Below are 22413 nucleotides of genomic sequence, written 5' to 3' on the forward strand. Positions count from 1 at the left end.
CGGAAGATCACGACATGCACTGTAGCGGCCGACCCGCACCACACCGTTGACATACGGACTGACCTGCCTTTTCGTGTCTCGGCCGATGAGCGGTCCGGACAGCGCGGTGTGCAAGAGTGACCACATGCTGCTGGCACTGGTCCGCCACCACGTGCGGCCCTACCGCGGGCTGCTCGCGGTGGTGGCGGTGCTGCAGGTGGTCAGCACGCTGGCATCGCTGTATCTGCCGACGGTCAACGCCGCCATCATCGACGACGGCGTGGCCAAGGGTGACACCGGCCGCATCGTCGACCTCGGCCTGGTGATGCTCGGGGTGACCGCACTGCAGGTGGTGTGCGCGGTGGGCGCGGTGTTCTTCGGGTCCCGGGCCGCGATCGGGTTCGGCCGCGATCTGCGCGCCGCCATCTTCGGCCATGTCCTGACGTTCTCGGCCACCGAGAGTGCCCGGTTCGGTGCGCCGACACTGCTCACCCGAACCACCAACGATGTCCAGCAGATCCAGCTGCTGGTGCAGATGACGGCGACGATGCTGATCACCGCGCCGATCATGGGCGTCGGCGGGATCGCGATGGCGATCCACCAGGACGCCGGCCTGTCGTGGCTGCTACTGGTCAGTGTCCCGGTCCTGGCGGTGGCGAACTGGTGGGTGGTGTCCAAGCTGCTGCCGATCTTCCGGTCGATGCAGCGGCTGATCGACAACATCAACCGGGTGATGCGCGAACAACTCGCCGGTATCCGCGTGGTCCGCGCATTCGCCAGGGAGCCGCTGGAGCGAGAACGGTTCGCCGAGGCCAATACCGCACTGACCGATACCGCACTGATCGCCGGGCGATGGCAGGCGCTGATGTTGCCCGCTACGACGCTGGTGATCAACATTTCCAGCGTCGCGTTGATCTGGTTCGGGGGCCAGCGCATCGATACCGGCCAGATGCAGGTCGGCTCGCTGATCGCGTTCCTGGCCTATTTCATGCAGATCCTGATGGCGGTGGTGATGGCCACCCTGCTGCTGGTACTGCTGCCACGTGCCTCGGCATGCGCGGAGCGGATCACCGAGGTGCTGTCCACCGTCGCACAGATCGGCAATCCCGCCGAGCCTGTCGACGGCACCGATCTGCGCGGTGAGATCACGCTGGAAAATGCCACATTCAGCTATCCGGGCGCCGACCGTGCTGTCGTGCAAGGAGTCTCGCTGACCGCCCGGCCCGGCACCGTGACGGCGATCGTGGGAAGCACCGGTTCGGGAAAGTCGACGCTGCTGTCGCTGATCTGCCGGCTCTACGATGTGACGGGTGGATCGGCCCGCCTCGACGGCGTCGACGTGCGCGACTATGACACCGAGGATCTCTGGGGGGCCGTCGGGCTGGTGCCCCAGCGCGGTTACCTGTTCTCCGGAACCGTCGCCGACAACCTGCGGTACGGCAAGGCCGACGCCGATGAAGCCGAGATGTGGGACGCGTTGCGGGTGGCCGCCGCCGACGATTTCGTGCGCGCTCATCCCGACGGTCTGGACATGCGGGTGGCGCAGGGCGGCATCAACTTCTCCGGCGGTCAGCGGCAACGACTGGCGATCGCCCGCGCGGTGATCCGCCGTCCCGCGGTGTACCTGTTCGACGACGCCTTCTCGGCGCTGGACACCCGCACCGACGCCCGGGTGCAGACCGCGCTGCGGCAGGTGTCCGGGTCGGCCACCGTCATCATTGTCTCGCAGCGGATCAGCACCGTGGCCCAGGCCGATCAGGTGATCGTCGTCGAGGACGGCATCGTGGTGGGCAGCGGCACCCACGAGTCGCTGCTGCAGACCTGCCGGACATATGTGGAGTTCGTGGATTCCCAGACGGTGGGGATCGCATGACGCGCCCGGCGCGCGGGATGCAACCGCCGACCGTCCGCTCCCGAGATTTCACCGGTTCGGCGCTGCGGCTGCTGAAACGACTGACCCCGCAACGCATGTTGACCGCGACGGTGATCATGCTGGCCGTCGGCGGTATCGCGATCGGCGTGATCGGCCCACGAATCCTCGGCCACGCCACCGACCTGCTGTTCGACGGTGTCATCGGCCGCGGACTGCCGGCCGGGCTGAGCAAGGAGGAGGCGATCACCGCCGCCCGGGCCCGCGGTGACGACACCCTGGCCGACCTGTTGTCCGGGATGAACGTCGTACCCGGCAAGGGGGTCGATTTCACCGCGGTCGCGCACACCCTGCTGCTCGCGCTCGGGCTGTATCTGGTTGCCGCCCTGCTGGTATGGCTGCAGGCACGCATCCTCAACGTGGTGGTGCAACGCACCATGATGACGCTGCGCGCCGAAATCCAGCAGAAGGTGCACCGGTTGCCGCTGTCCTATGTGGACGGCCGTCAGCGCGGCGAACTGCTCAGCCGCGTCACCAATGATGTCGACAATGTGCAGTCCACGCTGGGCATGGCGATCAGCCAGCTGCTCACGTCGGCGCTGACGGTGCTGGCCGTGCTGGTGGCGATGCTGACGATCTCCCCGCTGCTGACGGCGCTGACCGTGCTCACCGTCCCGCTGTCGCTGTGGGCGACCCGCGCCATCGCCCGCCGGTCGGCGAAGCTGTTCGCCGAGCAGTGGGCCAACACCGGCCGGCTCAACGCCCATATCGAGGAGACCTACAGCGGTTTCACTGTCGTGAAGACCTACGGCCACCGAGCCGCGGCGGGCCGGCAGTTCGACACGCTCAACGGCGATGTACACCGCACCAGCCTTGCCGCGCAGTTCCTTTCCGGCTTGGTCGGACCCGCCACCACCTTCATCGGCAACCTCAGCTACGTCGCCGTCGCGGTGGTCGGTGGCATCCAGGTCGCCACCGGGCAGATCACCCTCGGCAGCATCCAGGCCTTCATCCAGTACGTCCGCCAGTTCAACCAGCCGCTGACGCAGGTCGCCGCGATGTACAACGCGCTGCAGTCCGGGATTGCCAGCGCAGAGCGGATTTTCGAAGTGCTCGATGCCGAGGAGGAGCCATCGGACGCGCCGCCGGCCACCCGACCGGTCGGCCCTGGTCGGGTGCGGTTCGAGCGGGTGTCCTTCGGCTACCGGCCCGACTCCCCCGTCATCGACGAGCTGTCGCTGATCGCCGAGCCCGGCACCACCGTCGCGATCGTCGGGCCGACCGGGGCCGGCAAGACCACGCTGGTGAACCTGCTGATGCGGTTCTACGATGCCGACTCCGGCCGCATCACCATCGACGATGTCGACATCGCCACCATGCCGCGGGCCGATCTGCGTTCGCGGATCGGCATGGTGCTGCAGGACACCTGGCTGTTCAGCGGGACCGTCTACGACAACATCGCCTACGGGCGACCCGATGCCGGCGCCGACGAGGTGCATGCGGCCGCCCGGGCCGCCCACGTCGACCGGTTCGTACGAACGCTGCCGCTGGGCTACCAGACCCGCGTCGGCGATGACGGCGGTGCGATCAGTGCCGGCGAGAAGCAGCTGATCACCATCGCCAGAGCGGTGCTGGCCCGACCCCAGCTGTTGATCCTCGACGAGGCGACCAGCTCGGTGGACACCCGCACCGAACTGCTGATCCAACAGGCGATGGCCGAGTTACGCAGGGACCGGACGAGTTTCATCATCGCCCACCGGCTGTCGACGATCCGCGACGCCGACCAGATCCTGGTGATGGAGGCCGGCCGTATCGTCGAGCGCGGCACTCATGCCGAGCTGCTGGCCCGGCGCGGTGAGTACTGGGAGATGGCCAAGGCCTGACGGTTCAGCGTTTGACGAGCACCGCGACTCCCCCGCCCAGAACCAGTGCCACCAACAGCAATGCCGCCCACCCCACTCCGGCGAGCCACCACACCGCGATCAACCCGATGATCGCCGGCGAGGCCAGGAACAACACCATGCCCGGATGCTGCTTGACCACCGCCAACGCGCTTCTACCCCGGACCCGATCGATTTCGTCAGCTGCCATGCGACCCAGCATGCCAGCGTGAAGTGATTGGATATGTGGTGATCGGATACTGGGCGAGACGATTGACGTTGAGGAGCACACGGTGAGTGGTCAGTGGTTGCGGGATCCCGAGGGACGCTACGAGTACCGCTGGTACGACGGGCAGAACTGGACCGACCAGGTATCCCACCAGGGCCAGGTGTTCGCGTCCCCGCTGGGCCCGCCGCCCGGCGCCGGCGGCCACCCGCAGGACGAGCAGCAGGCCGCACCGGTTCGCCAGGATCCCCAGCCGCAGGGCGGCGGTGACGGTTTCAGCGGTATCAGTGGTGACCTGATCGACGGCCGGTTCAGCGAGAAGGAGTCGTCGGCGATCGCGCTCCAGAACGAGCGGCTGCTACGGGTCCGGGTCGGCGAACCCTTCATGGCCCGGCAAGGTTCCATGGTCGCCTACCAGGGCAACGTCGATTTCGCCTTCGAGGGCGGCGGGGCCGGCAAGTTCCTCAAGAAGGCACTGACCGGCGAAGGACTTCCGCTGATGCGCGTCCAGGGCCAGGGTGACGTGTTCCTGGCCGAGCAGGCCAACTACGTGCACCTGCTGCATCTGACGAACTCGGGGCTGTCGATCAGCGGTAAGAACGTGCTGGCCTTCTCGGCGAGCCTGGACTGGAACATCGAGCGGGTCAAGGGCGGCAGCATCGCCGTCGGTGGCCTGTTCAACACCACGCTGCGAGGCAGTGGGTGGGTTGCCCTGACCACCGACGGACCGCCGGTGGTGCTCAATGCCGCCGAGGCGCCGACCTACGCCGACACCAACGCGGTGGTGGCCTGGTCGGCGAACCTGCAGACCCAGCTCAAGACCAGCTTCAAGGCGGGTGCCCTGATCGGTCGCGGCTCCGGTGAGGCCGTGCAGGTCGCCTTCCACGGCCAGGGATTCGTGATCGTGCAGCCCTCAGAGGGCATCACCATCCCCGTGCAATAGTCAGAGGCTGTTCAGGATCGACTTCATCTCGTCGATCTCTTTCTGCTGACTGTCGATGATGGCCCGGGCCAGGTCGACGGCCTGCGGGTACTGCCCGCCGTCGATCTCGCTCTGCGCCATGGTGACCGCACCCTCGTGGTGTCCGATCATCTGCTCCAGGAACAGCTTGGTGGCCTCCGGACCCGGTGCCGCGCGCAGTTTCTCGATATCGGCGGGTGCGACCATGCCGTCCATCGAACTGTGGTCCATGGCGGGCATCGGCGGGTTGCCCCATTGGTCCAGCCAGCCCTGCATCTGTTCGATCTCGGGCGCCTGCGCGGCGCGGATCTGCTCGGCCAGCGTGACCACCCGGGGATCCACGTCGGGCTTGGCCAGCAAGATGTCGGCCATCTCCACGGCCTGGCTGTGATGCGGAATCATGTGCTGCGCGAACGCGACGTCGTCACCGTTGTGCGTGCCGGCGTCGGCGCCGGGGCCGGGGTTTGCCCCGCTGCCATCGTGACTGGTGTTGTGACCGCTCTCCTGACCGGTGTCATGGCCGTGGTCGGTGTGACCGTCGGCGGCGGGTTCGGACTGACTGGTACAGCCTGCCAGCAGCAGGACGGCGGCCGCTCCTGTTGCGATCGCCATCGCCGTTTTCCTCATCGATGTGTTCCTCCCTACAGACGTGGACGTAGACGTTTACCCATACCCCCTACCGGTATACCATGGCGGCATGAGCATCGTCCTTGACGTCCACGGTATGACCTGTGGCCACTGCGTAAAGTCCATCACCGCCGCACTCACCGCCGTCGAGGGTGTGACCTCGGTGGATGTCGATCTGAGCGCGGGAACCGTCACCGTCGCAGGTAGCGCGGCGACCGAATCTCTTGCGGCCGCCATCGAGGACGCCGGCTACGACGTGGCCGTACCGGCCTGAACTGACCTGCAAGCGCCCGTACGCCGCCACCCCCACCACAACGCCAGAGAACCGGAGGCGAGATGAGTACCGTCACCCTCGACGTAGGAGGCATGACCTGCGCATCGTGTGCGGCCCGGATAGAGAAGCGACTCAACCGGATCGACGGTGTCGAAGCCAGCGTCAACTTCGCCACCGAACAGGCGCGGGTCGACTACCCCGACACCGTCACACCGGAGGATCTCGTCGCCGCCGTCGAGGCCACCGGGTACACCGCGGCGGTGCCCGCCGCCCGGACCGACAGCACCGAAACCGACGGCACCGGAACCGAACCCGACGAGTCCGCGCCCTGGCGACAGCGGCTGCTGATCTCGGCGGCACTGTCCCTGCCGGTGGTCGCACTGTCGATGATCCCGGTACTGCAGTTCGACAACTGGCAATGGCTGACCCTCACCCTGACCTCCCCGGTGGTGGTGTGGGGCGCCTGGCCGTTCCACCGGGCCGCCTGGACCAACCTGCGCCACGGGGCGGCCACCATGGACACGCTCATCTCGGTGGGCGTCACCGCGGCCTACCTTTGGTCGGTGTGGGCGCTGTTCTTCACCCACGCCGGCATGCCCGGTATGAAGATGCCGTTCGAGTTCATCTCGCGCAGCAACGAACCACATCTCTACCTCGAAGTCGCCGCCGCCGTGACGACCTTCCTGCTGGCCGGGCGCTATTTCGAGGCGCGGGCCAAACGGCAGTCCGGTGCCGCGCTGCGGGCGCTGCTGCACATGGGCGCCAAGGATGTGGCCGTGCTGCGCACCGGGGCGAGCGAAGCGACGGGGAAAAACACCGGGGCAGGTGAGATCCGCATCCCCATAGCGCAACTCGCCGTCGGGGACACCTTCGTGGTGCGCCCCGGCGAGAAGATCGCCACCGACGGTGTGGTGACCGCGGGCACCTCGGCCGTCGACGCGTCGATGCTCACCGGTGAGTCGGTGCCGTTCGAGGTCAACGTCGGCGACTCGGTGGTCGGTGCGTGCGTGAACGTGTCCGGGCGGCTGGAGGTCCACGCCACCCACGTCGGCGCCGACACCCAACTGGCGCAGATGGCCCGCCTGGTCACCGACGCCCAGAGCGGTAAGGCCGACGTCCAGCGGCTGGCCGACCGGGTTTCGGCGGTCTTCGTCCCGATCGTGCTGGTGCTGTCGCTGGCCACCCTGGTGGGCTGGTTGTTGGCCGGAGGTGCGCCGGCCGCCGCCTTCACCGCGGCAGTTGCCGTGCTGATCATCGCCTGCCCATGCGCCCTGGGCCTGGCCACCCCGACCGCGCTGCTGGTCGGCACGGGCCGCGGGGCCCAGTTGGGCATCCTGATCAAGGGACCTCAGATCCTGGAATCCACTCGCCGGGTGGACACCATCGTCCTGGACAAGACCGGGACCGTGACCACCGGCCGGATGTCGGTGGTCGACGTGCACGTCGCCGACGGCGAGAACGTCGACGAGATCCTCAGATCGGTCGGCGCGTTGGAGCACGGCTCCGAACATCCGATCGCACGTGCTGTCAGCGAGTATGCGGCCCGGCGCGGCCCGCTGCCCGCGGTCGACGCGTTCACCAATCACGGCGGTCTCGGCGTCACCGGGGTGGTCGAGAACAGGGCGGTGGCCGCCGGCCGGATCAGCTGGCTGCGCGCGGACTGGTCGCTGGATGCGCCGCAGCGCCTGGTGCAGATCGCCGACGAGGCTGCCACCCATGGGCATACCCCGATCTGGTTCGCCGCCGACGGGCAGATCCGCGCCGTCATCGTGGTGGCAGATACGGTTAAAGACACCGCCGCAGAAGCGATTTCCGGATTTCGCGCGCTCGGCCTGACCCCGATCCTGTTGACCGGCGACAACCGCCGGGCCGCCGAATCGGTGGCCGGTCAGTTGGGTATCGAACGCGTGGTCGCCGAGGTCCTGCCCGCAGGGAAGGTCGACGTGATCACCGCGCTGCAGGCCGAGGGCCATGTCGTCGCCATGGTGGGCGACGGAGTCAACGACGCACCCGCGCTGGCCACCGCCGATCTCGGCCTGGCGATGGGCACCGGCACCGATGTTGCCATCGAGGCATCGGATCTGACCCTGGTGCGCGGGGATCTGCGTGCCGCCGTCGATGCCATTCGGCTGTCCCGCGCCACGCTGGGCACGATCAAGGGAAATCTGTTCTGGGCGTTCGCCTACAACGTCGCGGCCTTACCGCTGGCCGCGGTCGGCCTGCTCAACCCGATCATCGCCGGCGCCGCGATGGCCTTCAGTTCGGTGTTCGTGGTGAGCAACAGTCTGCGGCTGCGCCGGTTCTCGCCGAGCACGGACGCCGCAGGCGGTCGGGTGGGCTAACCGGGACAGTAGCGCGCCCGGAACAGCTTGACCTCGTCCTTGATGCCCTTGAGCCGTTTGGCGCCCGCGAAGGACCACTCGATGCCGGCGTCCTCGCCGATCGCATCGTGCACCGCCTCGGTGACCAGCACGGCGCCGGGCCGGGCCGCGCCGGTGACTCGGCTGGCCAGATTGACCGGGCTGCCGAACCAGTCGCCCGCCCGGTTGACCGCCTTCCCCGAGGCCAAACCCACCCGCAGTCGGGGGAATTCGTCATCGGCGCCCGCGGCTTCCAGCAGCGCCAGCACCGCCGTCAACAACGCCATCGGTTCGGGACTGACCAGCATCACGGCATCGCCGATAGACTTGACGAATCGCACCGGCGGCGCGACCACCTCGTGCGTGGTCTGCACCAGCCGGTTGGCCAGGCCTTCGAGTTCCTCGGGCGGCACCGCCTCGCCCAGCTTGGTGAAGCCCACCAGATCGGCGAACGCGACGGTCACCTCTCGGGCACCAGGTAGTGGCCGTCCCTCGGCACGCTCGCCTGCGGTCACCGCATCGGACTCCATGGTGCGGCGCAGTTCCAGGCGCAGCATGTCCTCGATCAGCGGGCCGAGCAGCGGGTTGACCTGTCGCAGCAGCGCTTCGGATGCCACCGCGACATCCAGCTCGCTGACCCCCGGGGCCATGACAGCAGCCATCGAGGTGAACCGCATCGCCTCGGCCGTCTTGGACAATCCGTCGGCGAGCGCCCTCACGACCAGGACGATATTGTCCTCGTCGATACCCATGTCGGCGAATTGCTTTGCATAGCGGGCTATCTCACCGTCGACGCGCAGGTGCGCAGGCTCGTCGACATCGTCGACCCGTGGCAGGCCCAGCGCCCGCTGAACCCGCTGCAGCAGCTCCAGATCGATCCCGGTGCTCTCGCAGATCTCGCGGGCGGACACATAATCGCCGTCATCGCCCAGGATCCGGCGCGACGCCAACAGGACCGGTTCGTCGCAGTCGCGGATCTGTTCGACCGTGACACCCTGGTCCAGCAACCATGGGATCAGTTCGGCCCGGTCGGCACGGGCCTGACCGGTCAACCCGTCGAGCAGACCGGAGGCCTCGACGTCGAAGTCGATATCGGAGTCGCTACCCACCGGGCCAACCTATACCGGCGGCGGGCAAGATCGGGGCGGTGAGCGACGTGCTGCACGGCCTCGCGCCCATCATCGGCGCGCACCCCACCATCCTGGTGTTGGGAATATGCCCAGTGCACTGTCCCTTGAGCACCGGCAGTACTACGGCAATCCGCGCAACGCCTTCTGGCGGATCTGCGCCGACATCTACGGTTTCGAGCCGGACGCGCCCTACCCGCACCGCGCGGCGGCGCTGGCCGGGCACGGCGTCGCGGTGTGGGATGTGCTGAAGTCGTGCCGGCGGATCGGCAGCCTCGACTCGGCCATCGAGCCGGCCAGCATGGTGGCCAACGATATCGGCGCGCTGCTGACCGACCACCCCGGCATCGGCCTGCTGGTGTTCAACGGCAAGGCCGCCGAACGCAACCATCGCAGGTTGGTCGTCGGTGCGCCGGACCTGCCGACCGTGCAACTACCGTCAACCAGCCCGGCGCACACGATGGCCTATGCCGAGAAGTTGCGGCATTGGCGGGACGCGCTCGGCTGACCGCGGGACGGACAGACCGGCCGGGGCGGGCGGATACGGTGTCTGCATGTCCTGCGTGTTCTGCGCCATCGTCGCCGGTGAGGCGCCCGCCGTCCGCATCCACGAGGATGACGACCTGCTGGCGATCCTCGACATCCGCCCCTTCACCCGCGGCCACACCCTGGTGATCCCCAAGACCCACAGCGTCGATCTGACCGACACCGCGCCCGACACCGTCGCGGCGATGGCGGCACTGGGCCAGCGCATCGCCCGCGCCGCCAGGCGCTCCGGGCTGCACGCCGACGGCAACAACATCGCCATCAACGACGGCAAAGCGGCGTTCCAGACGGTGTTCCACATTCACCTGCATGTCGTGCCGCGCCGCGCCGGCGACAAACTGAGTTTCGCCAAGGGCATGCTGGTGCGCCGCGACCCCGACCGCGAGGAGTCCGGGCGATTGTTGCGCACCGCACTGGCGGAACTCGACGCGGCCGAGCAGGATTGACCCATGAGCATGCCGCCATGGGAGCGATACATCGGGCTTCCGCTGCTGTTGTTGCACGACAAGCTGTACAAGGCCACCGACGGCCGGATCGGCCATACGATCCCCTTCGGCCCGAAGGCCCTGATCCTGCACACCGTCGGCGCCAAGACGGGACTGGCCCGGGCCAACGCGTTGACCTACGCCCGCGACGGCGAGGACTACCTGGTGGTGGCCTCCAAGGGCGGCGAGCCCAAGGCGCCCGGCTGGTATCACAATCTGAAGGCCAACCCGCAGGTCGAGATCAACGTCGGTCCGCGGCGCATTCCGGTGACGGCCAGGGCCGTGTTTCCCGGCGATCCCGATTTCGACCGGTTGTGGCGGATCGTCAACGACATGCGCGGCAACAAGGACCGCTATATCGGCTATCAGAAGCGCACATCGCGGCCCATCCCGGTGATCGTGCTGAGCCCCTAGAGCAGTTCCTTGGCCAGTAGCTCCAGGGTGCGCTCGCGGGCCGGCGCGGTGCCTGCCGCGGTGCCGGCGAACGCCGATGCGACGGGGTTCACCATCACCTCGTCGACGTCGAATTCCGCTGCCAGCGCCCGCATCTGATCGGCCGCGCCGGCGGCGTCCCCGACGACGGTTCGCGCCACCGACGAGTCGATGATCAACTGCTCCTGCGCCGATACCGAAGTGGCCTCGGCGTCCTCGACCAGGTCCAGCGGCCCGAGCGGACGGCCGGTCCGCAATCGGCCCATCATCTGCAGGTTCGGCAGCAGCAACCGGTGCGCCTCCTCGGCGGTGTCGGCCACCGACGCGTTGACGGTCAGGAAGGTCCGCGGCGCGGAAAGCTCCGGGCTGGGCCGGAATTCGGCACGATAGGTGGCCAGCGCCTCGGCGGTCCCCTGACCGGAGAAGTGGTTGGCGAACACATAGGGCAGCCCCTTGGCGGCGGCCAGGTGCGCCGAATACATCGACGAACCCAACAGCCACAACGTGCACTCCCCGACCGCGGCCGGCGTCGCCTTCAGGGTGTAGTCCTGCTGGGCCAGCATCCCCCGCGACAGTCCCACCCGCGCACCACCGGTACTCATCAGCGCCGCAACATGGTCGAGGTACTCGGGAAACCGCTCGATGTCCTCGTCGTTGGCGGCACGGGCCCCGCGCAGCGCCATCGACGTCACCGGATCGGATCCCGGGGCTCGGCCGATGCCCAGGTCGACACGGCCGGGGGCCATCGCCTCCAGCAGGGCGAACTGTTCGGCGACCGCCAGCGGCGCATGGTTGGGCAACATCACCCCACCCGACCCCAGCCGGATCCGCTCGGTCTGGTTGGCCAGATAGGCCAGCAGCACCGGCGGGCTGGTCGCCGCCACGGCGGGCATGTTGTGGTGTTCGGCCACCCAGTAACGGGTGAAGCCCAACCGGTCGGCGGTCTGGGCGACCTGCACGGTCGCCGCCACCGCGTCGGCGGTGCTCTGATCGGTACGGACAGGAACGAGGTCCAGGACAGATAGACGCATTAACGGTTCAACGTCGCCGCGGCCCCGTTTCTTTCCCCGCGATCCGGGCCGCTGTGGTGAAGACATCATCGAGCATCGCCGGGGTGAGCCGGCCGGTGAACATGTTCTGTTGGCTGGGGTGATAACAGCCCAGCAGCACCGCGCCGGAGGTCAATCGCACCTGCGCACCGTGGCCGAACACCGGCTTGGGCCCCGCGGCCAGCTCGTCGGCCACCAGTCCGGCCGCCACCTGCCAGGCGAATCCGCCGAGGGCCACCACCACCCGCACCGATGGTCTGACCCGCTGCCACTCCGCGGTGAGCCACGGCGCACAGGTGGTCCGCTCCTCCGGGGTCGGCTTGTTGGCCGGTGGCGCGCACCGCACCGGCGCGACGATCCGCACCGCCTCGGTGCTCAGCCCGTCGGCGGCGTCGACGCTGACCCCGGCGCTGACCAGTCCGGCCCGGAACAGCGCCGCGAAAAGCTGATCACCGGAGCGGTCCCCGGTGAAGACCCGGCCGGTGCGATTGGCGCCGTGCGCGGCCGGTGCCAATCCGACGATCAGCACCCGCGGCCGGCGCGTACCCCAGCCGGGGATGGGCCTGCCCCAGTACGGCTGGTCGGCGAACGCGCGGCGCTTCTGCACGGCGACGTCCTCACGCCAGGTCACCAGCCGTGGACATGCCCGACAGACACTCACCTCGGCGTCCAGGACGGGCAGCGAGCGGGCACCGGCGGCCAGCACCTCGACATCGGCGGCGGCACGCGCCACCGGAGTGGTCCGCTTGGCGGGATCACCCGGCCAGCCAGAGCCCGGAGGCACCGGCGAACAGAACGGTTGCCCGGTGCGCGGATGCGGCAGTCTCGGCTCTTTTCCAGGCACCGATCCATCCTGCCCCGCGGTCGGTAAATCGGTCGCGGGGACGCCGATACCGCTGCTAGATTCGCCGCGATAGCCATGCAGACCCCCAGCCGAGGCCCGGCGTACCTCATCTTGTTCGCCGCGCTGATGGCCGGCGCGGGCAACGGCATCTCCATGGTCGCGTTCCCGTGGCTGGTGTTGCAGCGCAACGGGTCGGCCTGGGAGGCATCGCTGGTCGCGATGGCCGGGACCCTGCCGCTGCTGGCTTCGACCGTCATCGCGGGCGCGGCGGTGGACTACATCGGCCGCCGGCGGGTCTCGATGATCTCCGATGCGCTGTCGGGGCTTTCGGTGGCCGCCGTACCGGTGATCGCATTGGTGTTCGGGGTGGACGGGGTCAACGTCGCGGTGCTGGCCTCGCTGGCGGCACTCGGCGCAGCATTCGACCCGGCGGGCATGACCGCCCGCGAAACCATGCTGCCCGAGGCCGCGACGCGCGCCCGGTGGACCCTCGATCACGCCAACAGCGTGTACGAGGCGGTCTTCAACCTGGCCTATATCGTCGGTCCGGGCATCGGCGGCATGCTGATCGCCACCGTCGGCGGTATCGAGACGATGTGGGTGACCGCGGCCGCGTTCGGCTGCTCGATCCTGGCCGTCTCGGTGCTGCGCCTCGACGGCGCCGGACCACCGGACCGCTCCCAGCTGCCCGAACAGGTCTGGGCCGGTGTGGTCGAGGGCTTGCGGTTCGTTTGGAACCTCAAGGTGCTGCGCACCCTGGCCTTGATCGACCTGGCGGTGACCGGCCTGTACATGCCGATGGAAGCGGTGCTGTTCCCGAAGTACTTCACCGACCGCGACGAACCCGCCCAACTGGGCTGGGTGTTGATGGCCCTCTCGGTCGGCGGGCTGGTCGGCGCGCTCAGCTATGCGGTGCTGTCGAAGTACATGAAGCGGCGCACCACCATGCTGATCGCGGTCATCACCCTGGGCGTGGCGATGACGATCATCGCGTTCCTGCCGCCGCTGCCGTTGATCCTCGGGCTCTCGGCGATCGTCGGCTTCGTCTACGGACCGATCCAACCGATCTACAACTACGTCATGCAGACCAACGCGCCGGCACATCTGCGTGGCCGGGTGGTCGGGGTGATGGGTTCGCTGGCCTACGCCGCCGGGCCGCTGGGACTGTTGCTGGCGGGTCCGTTGGCCGATTCCGCGGGTCTGCACGCCACCTTCCTCGCGCTGGCGGTGCCGATGTTGCTGATCGGCCTGGTCGCCATCGGGTTACCCGCGCTGCGCGACCTCGACCGCGATCGCCGCGTCGACCGGTAGTGCGCCCCGCGCCGGAACCGGAACTGCCGCCGTGCCGGACGTGGATCGCCGACTAGGCTTTGCGAGTGCGGTTGAAGTGGCCACTGGTGGGACGAGCGGCGGAGATCCAGACGATCCGCCAGGCCGTCACGTCCCCGGAGCTGCGCGGCATCGTGGTGTCCGGGCCGGCCGGCGTCGGCAAGAGCCGGCTGACACGCGATGCGCTGCACGGTAGCTCGGCACGGTGGATCGTCGGCACCACGGCGGCGCGTACCCTGCCGCTGGGCGCCTTTGCCGAATGGGCCCCCGACCCTGATGGTGACCGGCTGCAGTTGGTGCGCGGCGTCATCGACGCCGTGACGGCCACCCCGACCGGCGAACCGGCGGTCATCGGTGTCGACGACGCCCATCTGCTCGACGAGCTGTCCGCGTTCGTGCTGCATCAGATAGTGCAGCGCGGAACCGGCCGCGTCGTACTGACCGTGCGCGATGGCGAACCGGTCCCCGACACCGTCCGCGAGATATGGAAGGACCATCCGTTCGATCGGCTGGAGCTCCGTCCGCTGCGCCAGCCCGACAGTTCGGCGCTGCTGACGGCGGTGCTCGGCGGGACCGTTGACGAGTCTGCGGCGCAACGTCTTTGGGATCTGACCCAGGGAAACGCGCTCTATTTGCGCAATATCGTCGAACACGAACTCGCCGAGGGCAGGCTGGTGTCACGCGAGGGCCGCTGGCAGTGGCTGGGCCGTCCGGTGCTGCCGACCGGCCTGGTCGAGCTCATCGAATCCCGGTTTCGTGATCTCGAGCCCTCGGTCGGTGAGGCCATCGACGCCCTGGCGGTCGCCGAACCGCTCGAACTCGCGGTCCTGCAACGGGTCACCTCGGTCGACGCGGTCGAAGCAGCCAATGTCCGCGAACTGGTGGTGCTGCAGGACACCGCCGAGGGGGTACAGGTCCGCATCGCGCATCCGCTCTACGGCGAACTGCGGCGCAGCCGCTGCCCGGCGGCCACCCTGCGCCGACTTCGTGGTCGCATCGCCACGGAGTTGACGACCCGCAACCAGACCGACGACCTGCGGGCGACGGTCCGGCGCGCCACCCTGCTCATCGACTCGGACCTGGCCCCCGATCCCGACCTGCTGGTGCGGGCCACCCGCGGTGCCATCAGACTTGCCGACCTCGCGCTGGCCGAGCGGTTGGCGACGGCCGCCCATCAGGCCGGCGCGGGCCCGGAGGCCACCTACCTTCGGGCGCACGCGCTGTCCTGGCTGTTCCGTGGGCGAGAAGCCGAGGACATCCTGGCGGCGCTGGACACCACGACGCTGTCCGATACCGAACGCGCCGGGTTCGCCCACCTGCGCGCCTCCAACCTGCTCTGGGCGCTGCACCGACCCCACGAAGCCAAGGCCCACGCCGACGCGGTCGCCGCCGGCCTCGACCCGGCAGGCAGGCAGTGGTTGGACGCCTTTCGCACCGTGTACTGGTTTGCCATGGACCGACCCGATGACGCCGAGCGGGTGGCCGAATCGGTCGACCTCGACGCCCTGCCGGAGGTGCTGCGCGCCGAGACCGCATGGGCCTTGGCCACCATCGCCGCCGACGCCGGCCGGATGACCGCGGCCGGCGAGCTCGTTGCACTGGGCTACCGGACCGCGGTGCACGGTGCCTTCGACACACCCCACATCAGGTTCAACCTCGCCGATTCCGAGCTGACCGCCCTGGTGCTGGCCGGCCGGATCCAGGATGCCCGGCAGGTGGCTGAGCGGGTCGTCTCCGAGGCCACCGATCTTCCCGGCACCGCGCACTCCCTTGGCCCGGCCATAGCCGCCCGCGCCGCGCTGGCAGACGGTGACATCATCGGGGCGACAGCGCTTTTCCAGCAGATCGCCGCGGTGATGGCCGGACATGAGAAGGGGTGGGGTTTCCGCTACGACATCGCCCATGCGACGGCGTTGGCCATGCGGGGCGCGGCCGATGATGCCGAGGCCATCCTCGACCGGCTCGATGCGCTGGACCGCCCCTTCCGCCCGTTGCGCTACGAGCGTGCGGTGGCCCGTGCCTGGGTGGCGGCAGCGCGCGGCTGGGTCAGCCAGGCCACCGCGACCCTGTCGACGGCCGCGCAGCAGGCCGGCGCCGAGCACAGGTTCGCCGCGGAGGTGTGGTGCCGACAGTTGGCCACCCAGTTCGGCGACCGCAGCCACGCCGAACGGCTGACCGAGCTCGGCGACCTGGTGGAAGGCCCACGGGCCGGACTGGCCGCCCGATTCGCCACCGCACTGCGCGCCGGTGATGCGGCCGAACTGTGCTCGGTGTCAGAGGAATTCGAGAAGATCGGCGACCGCGTGGCCGCACTCGACGCCGCCGCCCACGCGGCGACGATCTTCCGAAATCAGGGTAAGCGAGGATCGGGCCTGACCTGTTCGACCCGGGCCGACGCCCTGGCCGCCGAGTGCGGTGTGCGCACCCCGACCAAGGAGTCGGCCAGCGAGGAGATACCGCTGACGGGCCGGGAACGGGAGGTGGTCGCCGTGCTCGCGGCGGTGACACCGCTGCCGAGCAACCGCGATATCGCCGACCGGCTGAGCCTGTCGATCCGGACCGTCGAGGGCCACATCTACCGCGCGATGAACAAGACCGGCACCACGACCCGCGAAGAGCTGGCCGAACTGCTGCGCCGGCGGCGCCCATAGACTCAAGTGGTGAGTTCCGCGCTGGACGGCCTGATCGCCGCATTGCCCGAGGGCACCGTCGTCACCGACCCCGATATCGTCGCCTCCTATCGCCAGGACCGCGCCGCCGATCCCGATGCGGGCACCGCGCTGGCGGTGCTCCGCCCCCGGGGTACCGAGGATGTGCAGACCATCGTCCGGTGGGCCGCGGCGAATGGGGTCGCCGTCATCCCGCGTGGCGCGGGCACCGGCCTGTCCGGTGGTGCGACGGCGCAGGACGGCAGCATCGTGCTGTCCACCGAACGGATGCGCGATATCACCGTCGACACCGCTACGCGCACGGCGGTGGTGCAGCCGGGACTGCTCAACGCCGAGGTGAAGAAGGTCGTCGCCGAGCACGGACTGTGGTACCCGCCGGACCCGTCCTCGTTCGAGATCTGCACCATCGGCGGGAACATCGCGACCAACGCCGGCGGGCTGTGCTGTGTGAAGTACGGCGTCACCACCGACTACGTGCTGGGCCTGGAGGTGGTTCTCGCCGACGGGACCGCCGTCCGCCTCGGTGGCCCGCGCCTGAAAGATGTTGCCGGACTGAGCCTGACGAAGTTGTTCGTCGGCAGCGAGGGAACCCTCGGCATCATCACCGAGGTGACGTTGCGGCTGCTGCCCCCGCAGCACCCGGCGTGCACCGTGGTGGCGACATTCGCCTCGGTGGAGGCCGCCGCAAATGCGGTCGTCACCATTACCGGCAAGATCAGGCCCTCGATGCTGGAATTCATGGACGCCGCGGCCATCAACGCCGTCGAGGACAAACTCAAGATGGGCCTGGACCGCACCGCGGCCGCCATGATGGTGGCCGCCTCCGATGACCGCGGACCGGCCGGGGCCGCCGACGCGGAGTTCATGGCCGAGGTGTTCACCGAGGCCGGTGCCACCGAGGTGTTCTCGACATCGGACCCGGCGGAGGGCGAAGCATTCGTGGTGGCCCGCCGGTACGCCATTCCCGCCGTCGAGGCCAAGGGGTCGCTGCTGCTCGAGGATGTGGGCGTGCCGTTGCCCTCGCTGTCGCATCTGGTCGCCGGTATCGAGAAGATCGCCGCGCAGCACGATCTGCTGATCTCGGTGATCGCTCATGCCGGTGACGGCAACACCCACCCGCTGATCGTGTTCGACCCCGCCGATACCGATATGGCCCGCCGCGCCGAGATCGCGTTCGGCGAGATCATGGATCTCGCGGTGTCGCTGGGCGGCACCATCACCGGTGAGCACGGGGTGGGCCGGTTGAAGAAACCGTGGCTGGCCGGGTACCTGGGCCCCGAGGCGATGGAACTCAACCGCCGGATCAAGGCTGCCCTGGACCCGGCCGGAATCCTCAACCCCGGCGCCGGGCTCTGATCGAGGCGCCGCGTCAGCGACCGGCAACCTGCCAGGCCGATGCGTCGGTCTGCTCGGTCCAGAACCGGGCGAACCGGCCACCGACAGCCAGCAACTCGTCGATGGAACCGTCCTCGACGATCCGCCCGCCCTCGACGAACAGCACGCGTTCGGCTCCCTGGATGCTGGCCAACCGGTGCGCGACGATGACCCGGGTCCGGTCGCGCAGGTCGGCGGTCAACGCCGCGACGACGGCGGCCTCGTTCTCGGTGTCCAACGCGCTGGTGGCCTCGTCGACAAGCAGCACCGGAGCCGGTTTGATCAGCGCACGAGCGATGCTCACCCGCTGACGCTCACCCCCGGACAGGGCCGAGCCGGCCTCCCCCACCACCGTGCGATCACCGTCGGGCAATCGTTCGGTGAGCTCGTCGACCCGCGCGAGTGCGGTTGCCGCACGGTAGGACTGCCCCCCCGCATGTGGCTCGCCGATCAGGATGTTCTCACGCAGTGACCCGTCGAACAGGTAGGGGTGCTGGAACACCATGCTGATCGCCGCGCGCCGCGCCGCCGGGTCGAGTTGCGCCAAATCCTGTCCGTCGAACAGCACGCGGCCGCTGTCGGGTTCGTGCAGACCGGCGATCAGGCCGAGGATGGTGCTCTTACCCGAACCGGACGGTCCGACGATCGCGGTGGTGGTACCCGGTTCGAGGGTGAAGCTGAGCCCGTCCAGAACCGTCGATTCGCCGTACCCGAAAGACAACCGCTCGAATTCGATGCGGGGTGCGCGGTCACCGGGCAACACATCGGCGCCCGCGCTGCGGGTGGGGGCATCGAGCACCTGTTGGATCCTGGCCAGCGTGGCGCGGGTGGATTCCAGCGCACCGGACAACTCACTCAGGACGGTAAACGGTTCCAGATAGCGTGCGATGACCACGATGAGCGCGACCGCCTCGGGCACCGTCAACGCACCGCGCACCGTGAGAATGGTTGCGGCCGCAGCGAAGACGATCAGCGCGAGTTGGCTGGCCAGGCTGAACAGGAGCTGCCCGGGAACCTGCATGGTGAGCAGCCGCAGGCCGGCTCCGTGCTGGGCCTGCAGCGCGGAGCCCACCAGACTGCGGGCGGGCTCGACGCGGCGTGCCGCACGCAACGCCTGCTGGGTGCGGGCGAACTCGATGATCCGTTCGGTGAGCGCGGTGTTGGCGTCGGCGGCGATACGGTCGGCGCCGCGGGTCAGCCGACCCGAGCACCACAGGGCGCCGAGCAGCACCGCGACGCCGGCCAGTGCGGCCAGCCCGAGCGGCACCGAGATCGTCAACAGGGCAAGCGATATCGCCGTGGGAAGCAGCACGGCACCGATCAGCGGGGTCAGCAGGTTGACCACCAGGCCGACCAGCTCCGGTCCGGTGGCCGCGATGGCCGCCCGGGTGGTCGCGGTGTTGTCCTGAGACAGCCAATCCAGTCGGATATCCGGGAGCCGGTCGGCCATATCGTGCTGGGTGTTGTCCAGCACGGCAAAGCCGATATCGAAACCGAGTGCCGCCGTGCGGGTGTCGATCACCCAGCCGGCCACGGTGACCGCCGTCAGCCAGCCAAGCCAACCCCAGGCGTCACCGGGTGTGGTGCTGAACAGCGCGGCGACCAGCGGCACCAACAGCACCACGCCGACCGCCCGCAGCACCACCGAGACGACGGCCAGCACGGTGTACAGGCCGACCTTGTTGCGCCGGTCGGCGGGGATCAGGGCCAACAGGGTGCGGATCATCGGGTGGCCTCCGCGGCTTCGGCGGTGGGGTGCGCCGATTCCCACAGCGCCCGGTAGCGCCCGTCTGCGGCGAGCAGTTGTTCGTGGGTTCCGGCCTCGGCGATCACGCCGTCGTCGAGGACGACGATCTGGTCGGCGTGGGTGATGGTGTGCAAACGGTGCGCGATGACGAGCACGGTCCGGTCCTTGGTCAATCGGTTGATCGCCTGCTGCACAAGGTATTCCGATTCCGGGTCGGCGAATGCGGTGGCCTCGTCGAGGATCAGCACCGGGGTGTCGGCCAGGATGGCGCGGGCGATGGTCAGGCGTTGCCGCTCCCCACCGGACAGTCCCGCACCGGAGCCGAGCACCGTGTCGTAGCCCTGCGGCATGCCCTCGATACGGTCGTGGATGCGGGCGTCGCGGGCGGCGGCGATGATCCGGTCGATATCGGCGTCCGGATCGGCGAGAGCGATATTGTCGGCGACGCTACCGTGCACCAGCTGTGCGTCCTGCAGCACGAATCCCACCCGCCGGTACAGCTCGTCGGCCGACAGCGCGCGGATATCGTCACCGCCGATACTGATGGCGCCCTGCTGGATGTCGTGGAACCGGGCCAGCAGCGCGGCGAGTGTGGACTTGCCCGAGCCCGACGGCCCGACCAGGGCGGTGACCGTCCCGGGTGCCAGGGTCAGCGAAACATCCTTGATCACCGGAACTTCGGGTCGGTAACCGAAGCTCACGCGGTCGAAGACCACCGCGCGTGCGACGCCGTCGGCGCCGGTCGCGAGATTCTCGCGGACGGTCAGCTCGGGTTCGTCCAGCACGCTCTGCACCCGGCGGGCGGCGAGCGTGCCGCCCTGGATACCGGCCAACCCGTAGCCGATACCCAGCAGCCGCGCCCCGAACGTCGTGCCCAGCAACAGGAATGGCAGCAGATCGACGGGGTCGAGCGCACCGCCGATGACCAGCGGGGTGCCCACGGCCATGATCAGCCACAGGAACGTCGTCGGCCTGGTCACCAGGTCCATCAGCGTCTTCTTGCCGATGAAAGGGCGCTGCCAATCGACGAGGAAGGCGATGTAGTCGTCGAGCCGAGTGCGGAAACTCGACGATGCGGCGCCGCCGAAGATGCGGACGACGGGCTGACCCTCGAGGTAGGCGCCCGCCTCCCCGCTCATCCGTTCGGCCCATTTGGGCGCCTGGGTGATCTTGTTGCCGGATTGGATGGTCATCACCGACATCAGCACCAGGTAGACGAGCACCGGGCCGAAGAGCACCAGGGCGATGCGCCAGTCCACGACGAAGAGGTACACCAGCACCGCCACGGGCGCGATGACCGCGGCGACCGCGTCGGGGATGGCGTGGGTGATCAGGTAGTGCAGCGACAGGGTGTCGTCCTGGACGAGCTGTTTGATCGATCCCGATCCGCGGGCGGTGAACCAACCCAACGGTAGTCGCGACAGCTTTGTCAGCAGCCTGCCGCGCAGGTCCCTGGCGAACGCCGCGTCCACCCGGTGCAGCCACAGCGCCAGGGCCGCGGTCAGGAAGGTGCCGGTACCCAACAGCGCGAGCGCGGCAATACCCAGGTCCCACAGCCGGTCCGCGTCGGCACCGGCAAGCAGCAGCCGGGCCAACTCGACCAGCAACACGAACGGCGCCAGCTCGACCAGGGTGATCAGCGCCTGCAGGACGCCGGAGATGATCATGGTCTTCTTCAGCGGCGCCAACAGCCGGCCCGCGGCCTGCGCCCGCCAGGTACCGGTCGGCGCCGGCCGCGGCGTGTGCGCCGGCTCGGGTGCCGCAACGGGAGTCTCGACCGTCGGTTCGTCACCGCGCGTGCTGCCCATGGCACGGCCCTCGGTCCAGTAGGCCTGGGCGTGGATCTCCTGTTTGGGGAAGCCGAATTCGTCGCGCAGCCGGGTCCGCAGACCCTTGAGCGTGCCGGCCTCGGGGCCGGCCCAGGCGTACCAGTTGGACCAGTCGCGGGATTCGATCGCAGCGGTGATCGCGGCGGCATCGGTCCGCGGCACCCGGTGCACCCGCAACCGCGGATGCTCGGCCAGTGGGATCAGCGGGTCGTCGTCATGGTGTTGCTCCAGGTACACCTCGACGGGGATGTCGTGCGGGACGGCGCCGATGATGCCGTTGATGGCCGGCTGGGAGGCACTGTCGCCGATCAACAGGTAGCCGGCGGGCCGGTCCGCCGGATCCTCGGGGACCGAGAAACCCTTGGATCCCATGACCATTGCCGCGATCGTGGCACCGGGTGTGACATCGGCGGCCCAGCGGGATGCCGGGCCGGCGGGCTCGTGCAGCACCACATCGATGGCGAAGTGTCCGGTGGTCGGGTCGGATTCCGAGAGCGTGTACGCGCGCTGGAACTCGGTGTCGGTGCCGTCGGGATCGGGGAACCAGAAGCGCAGCCACGAGGTGGGTTCGGCGGACGAGTCCTCGAAGATCGTCGGTGACACCATCTGGATGCGCACACAGTGCGGGGCCAACCGTTCGGTACCCAGCACGGTCACCTGGTGATCGCGCGCACCGAAACCGCGCATCATCACGCCCTGGAATCCGCGTGCCATCTCGGGGCCTCCTTCTCAGATGCCACCGGTCTGCATCCGTTAGGAGTTTAGGCTAGCCTTACCCGCCGCCCGATCCGGGCGCACCTCGGCG

General features: G+C 68.8%; 18 protein-coding genes. 11 read left to right on the forward strand and 7 right to left on the reverse strand.

Features of this window, described 5'->3' with window-relative positions:
• The first annotated feature begins 124 nt into the window (after positions 1-124).
• Both G154_RS17180 and G154_RS17185 read left to right on the forward strand, forming a co-directional pair.
• Positions 125-1852 (forward strand): ABC transporter ATP-binding protein, encoded by a 1728-nt coding sequence (locus tag G154_RS17180; RefSeq protein WP_023986108.1) that lies wholly within the window; start codon positions 125-127, stop codon positions 1850-1852.
• Complete coding sequence (locus G154_RS17185; protein WP_023986109.1) at positions 1849-3732, forward strand: ABC transporter ATP-binding protein; 1884 nt, start codon at positions 1849-1851, stop codon at positions 3730-3732. Before G154_RS17180 ends, G154_RS17185 begins: the two co-directional genes overlap by 4 nt.
• Positions 3733-3736: 4 nt before the next feature.
• Here the strand turns inward: G154_RS17185 and G154_RS17190 are convergent, their stop codons facing one another.
• Entirely contained in the window at positions 3737-3940 is a 204-nt protein-coding gene (locus G154_RS17190; protein WP_023986110.1) for a hypothetical protein, read from the reverse strand.
• 82 nt (positions 3941-4022) lie between these two features.
• Here G154_RS17190 and G154_RS17195 point away from each other — a divergent pair, with 82 nt between their 5' ends.
• Positions 4023-4898 (forward strand): AIM24 family protein, encoded by an 876-nt coding sequence (locus G154_RS17195; RefSeq protein WP_019510544.1) that lies wholly within the window; start codon positions 4023-4025, stop codon positions 4896-4898.
• On the opposite strand, the gene G154_RS17200 is transcribed toward G154_RS17195, so the two are convergent.
• On the reverse strand, positions 4899-5528 hold the full coding sequence (locus tag G154_RS17200) for a DUF305 domain-containing protein (protein ID WP_019510545.1): 630 nt from the start codon (positions 5526-5528) through the stop codon (positions 4899-4901).
• A gap of 85 nt (positions 5529-5613) precedes the next feature.
• On the opposite strand from G154_RS17200, the gene G154_RS17205 reads away from it, so the two are divergent.
• Positions 5614-5817, forward strand: a complete 204-nt coding sequence (locus G154_RS17205; RefSeq protein WP_019510546.1) for a cation transporter — start codon at positions 5614-5616, stop codon at positions 5815-5817.
• A gap of 62 nt (positions 5818-5879) precedes the next feature.
• On the forward strand, positions 5880-8159 hold the full coding sequence (locus G154_RS17210; RefSeq protein WP_023986112.1) for a cation-translocating P-type ATPase: 2280 nt from the start codon (positions 5880-5882) through the stop codon (positions 8157-8159).
• On the opposite strand, the gene G154_RS17215 is transcribed toward G154_RS17210, so the two are convergent.
• Positions 8156-9286 carry an adenylate/guanylate cyclase domain-containing protein gene (locus G154_RS17215; RefSeq protein WP_019510548.1) on the reverse strand — a complete coding sequence of 377 codons (1131 nt, stop codon included), beginning with the start codon at positions 9284-9286 and terminating at the stop codon, positions 8156-8158. The genes G154_RS17210 and G154_RS17215 overlap by 4 nt on opposite strands.
• A 106-nt stretch (positions 9287-9392) precedes the next feature.
• Here G154_RS17215 and G154_RS17220 point away from each other — a divergent pair, with 106 nt between their 5' ends.
• The 3 genes from G154_RS17220 to G154_RS17230 are packed head-to-tail and all read left to right on the forward strand — an operon-like array spanning position 9393 to position 10749.
• The gene (locus tag G154_RS17220; RefSeq protein WP_019510549.1) at positions 9393-9812 is read left to right on the forward strand and encodes a DNA-deoxyinosine glycosylase; all 420 of its coding nucleotides are present in this window, start codon (positions 9393-9395) and stop codon (positions 9810-9812) included.
• 46 nt (positions 9813-9858) lie between these two features.
• The gene (locus tag G154_RS17225; protein WP_019510550.1) at positions 9859-10296 is read left to right on the forward strand and encodes an HIT family protein; all 438 of its coding nucleotides are present in this window, start codon (positions 9859-9861) and stop codon (positions 10294-10296) included.
• A gap of 3 nt (positions 10297-10299) precedes the next feature.
• Positions 10300-10749 carry a nitroreductase family deazaflavin-dependent oxidoreductase gene (locus G154_RS17230; RefSeq protein WP_019510551.1) on the forward strand — a complete coding sequence of 150 codons (450 nt, stop codon included), beginning with the start codon at positions 10300-10302 and terminating at the stop codon, positions 10747-10749.
• Here the strand turns inward: G154_RS17230 and G154_RS17235 are convergent.
• Positions 10746-11798 (reverse strand): LLM class flavin-dependent oxidoreductase, encoded by a 1053-nt coding sequence (locus G154_RS17235; RefSeq protein ID WP_019510552.1) that lies wholly within the window; start codon positions 11796-11798, stop codon positions 10746-10748. The two genes, G154_RS17230 and G154_RS17235, sit on opposite strands and share 4 nt — an antisense overlap.
• 7 nt (positions 11799-11805) lie before the next feature.
• Positions 11806-12660: a uracil-DNA glycosylase gene (locus tag G154_RS17240; RefSeq protein WP_110807294.1), complete on the reverse strand. Its 855-nt coding sequence runs from the start codon at positions 12658-12660 to the stop codon at positions 11806-11808.
• A gap of 75 nt (positions 12661-12735) precedes the next feature.
• Between G154_RS17240 and G154_RS17245 the strand changes: the two genes are divergently transcribed.
• From G154_RS17245 to G154_RS17255, 3 genes are all read left to right on the forward strand, one after another.
• Positions 12736-13971 (forward strand): MFS transporter, encoded by a 1236-nt coding sequence (locus G154_RS17245; RefSeq protein WP_019510554.1) that lies wholly within the window; start codon positions 12736-12738, stop codon positions 13969-13971.
• A gap of 65 nt (positions 13972-14036) precedes the next feature.
• Positions 14037-16640 carry an AAA family ATPase gene (locus G154_RS17250; RefSeq protein ID WP_019510555.1) on the forward strand — a complete coding sequence of 868 codons (2604 nt, stop codon included), beginning with the start codon at positions 14037-14039 and terminating at the stop codon, positions 16638-16640.
• 6 nt (positions 16641-16646) lie between these two features.
• Positions 16647-18014 carry an FAD-binding oxidoreductase gene (locus G154_RS17255; protein ID WP_019510556.1) on the forward strand — a complete coding sequence of 456 codons (1368 nt, stop codon included), beginning with the start codon at positions 16647-16649 and terminating at the stop codon, positions 18012-18014.
• A gap of 13 nt (positions 18015-18027) precedes the next feature.
• Here the strand turns inward: G154_RS17255 and G154_RS17260 are convergent, their stop codons facing one another.
• Together G154_RS17260 and G154_RS17265 are read right to left on the reverse strand one after the other, a co-directional pair.
• Positions 18028-19758 carry an ABC transporter ATP-binding protein gene (locus tag G154_RS17260; RefSeq protein ID WP_019510557.1) on the reverse strand — a complete coding sequence of 577 codons (1731 nt, stop codon included), beginning with the start codon at positions 19756-19758 and terminating at the stop codon, positions 18028-18030.
• The gene (locus G154_RS17265) at positions 19755-22322 is read right to left on the reverse strand and encodes an ABC transporter ATP-binding protein/permease (protein WP_019510558.1); all 2568 of its coding nucleotides are present in this window, start codon (positions 22320-22322) and stop codon (positions 19755-19757) included. The genes G154_RS17260 and G154_RS17265 overlap by 4 nt, the downstream gene beginning before the upstream one ends.
• Between the last annotated feature and the right edge of the window lie 91 nt (positions 22323-22413).

It is taken from the genome of Mycobacterium sp. VKM Ac-1816D, from assembly GCF_000416385.1.
Classification (GTDB): Bacteria; Actinomycetota; Actinomycetes; order Mycobacteriales; family Mycobacteriaceae; genus Mycobacterium; species Mycobacterium neoaurum_A.

Coding starts and splice junctions, on each gene's coding strand:
- G154_RS17245 (WP_019510554.1), top strand. CDS start 12,736: ATGCAGACCCCCAGCCGAGGCCCGGCGTACCTCATCTTGTTCGCCGCG.
- G154_RS17230 (WP_019510551.1), top strand. CDS start 10,300: ATGAGCATGCCGCCATGGGAGCGATACATCGGGCTTCCGCTGCTGTTG.
- G154_RS17235 (WP_019510552.1), bottom strand. CDS start 11,798: ATGCGTCTATCTGTCCTGGACCTCGTTCCTGTCCGTACCGATCAGAGC.
- G154_RS17205 (WP_019510546.1), top strand. CDS start 5,614: ATGAGCATCGTCCTTGACGTCCACGGTATGACCTGTGGCCACTGCGTA.
- G154_RS17260 (WP_019510557.1), bottom strand. CDS start 19,758: ATGATCCGCACCCTGTTGGCCCTGATCCCCGCCGACCGGCGCAACAAG.
- G154_RS17185 (WP_023986109.1), top strand. CDS start 1,849: ATGACGCGCCCGGCGCGCGGGATGCAACCGCCGACCGTCCGCTCCCGA.
- G154_RS17210 (WP_023986112.1), top strand. CDS start 5,880: ATGAGTACCGTCACCCTCGACGTAGGAGGCATGACCTGCGCATCGTGT.
- G154_RS17180 (WP_023986108.1), top strand. CDS start 125: ATGCTGCTGGCACTGGTCCGCCACCACGTGCGGCCCTACCGCGGGCTG.
- G154_RS17200 (WP_019510545.1), bottom strand. CDS start 5,528: ATGGCGATCGCAACAGGAGCGGCCGCCGTCCTGCTGCTGGCAGGCTGT.
- G154_RS17190 (WP_023986110.1), bottom strand. CDS start 3,940: ATGGCAGCTGACGAAATCGATCGGGTCCGGGGTAGAAGCGCGTTGGCG.
- G154_RS17265 (WP_019510558.1), bottom strand. CDS start 22,322: ATGGCACGCGGATTCCAGGGCGTGATGATGCGCGGTTTCGGTGCGCGC.
- G154_RS17220 (WP_019510549.1), top strand. CDS start 9,393: ATGCCCAGTGCACTGTCCCTTGAGCACCGGCAGTACTACGGCAATCCG.
- G154_RS17225 (WP_019510550.1), top strand. CDS start 9,859: ATGTCCTGCGTGTTCTGCGCCATCGTCGCCGGTGAGGCGCCCGCCGTC.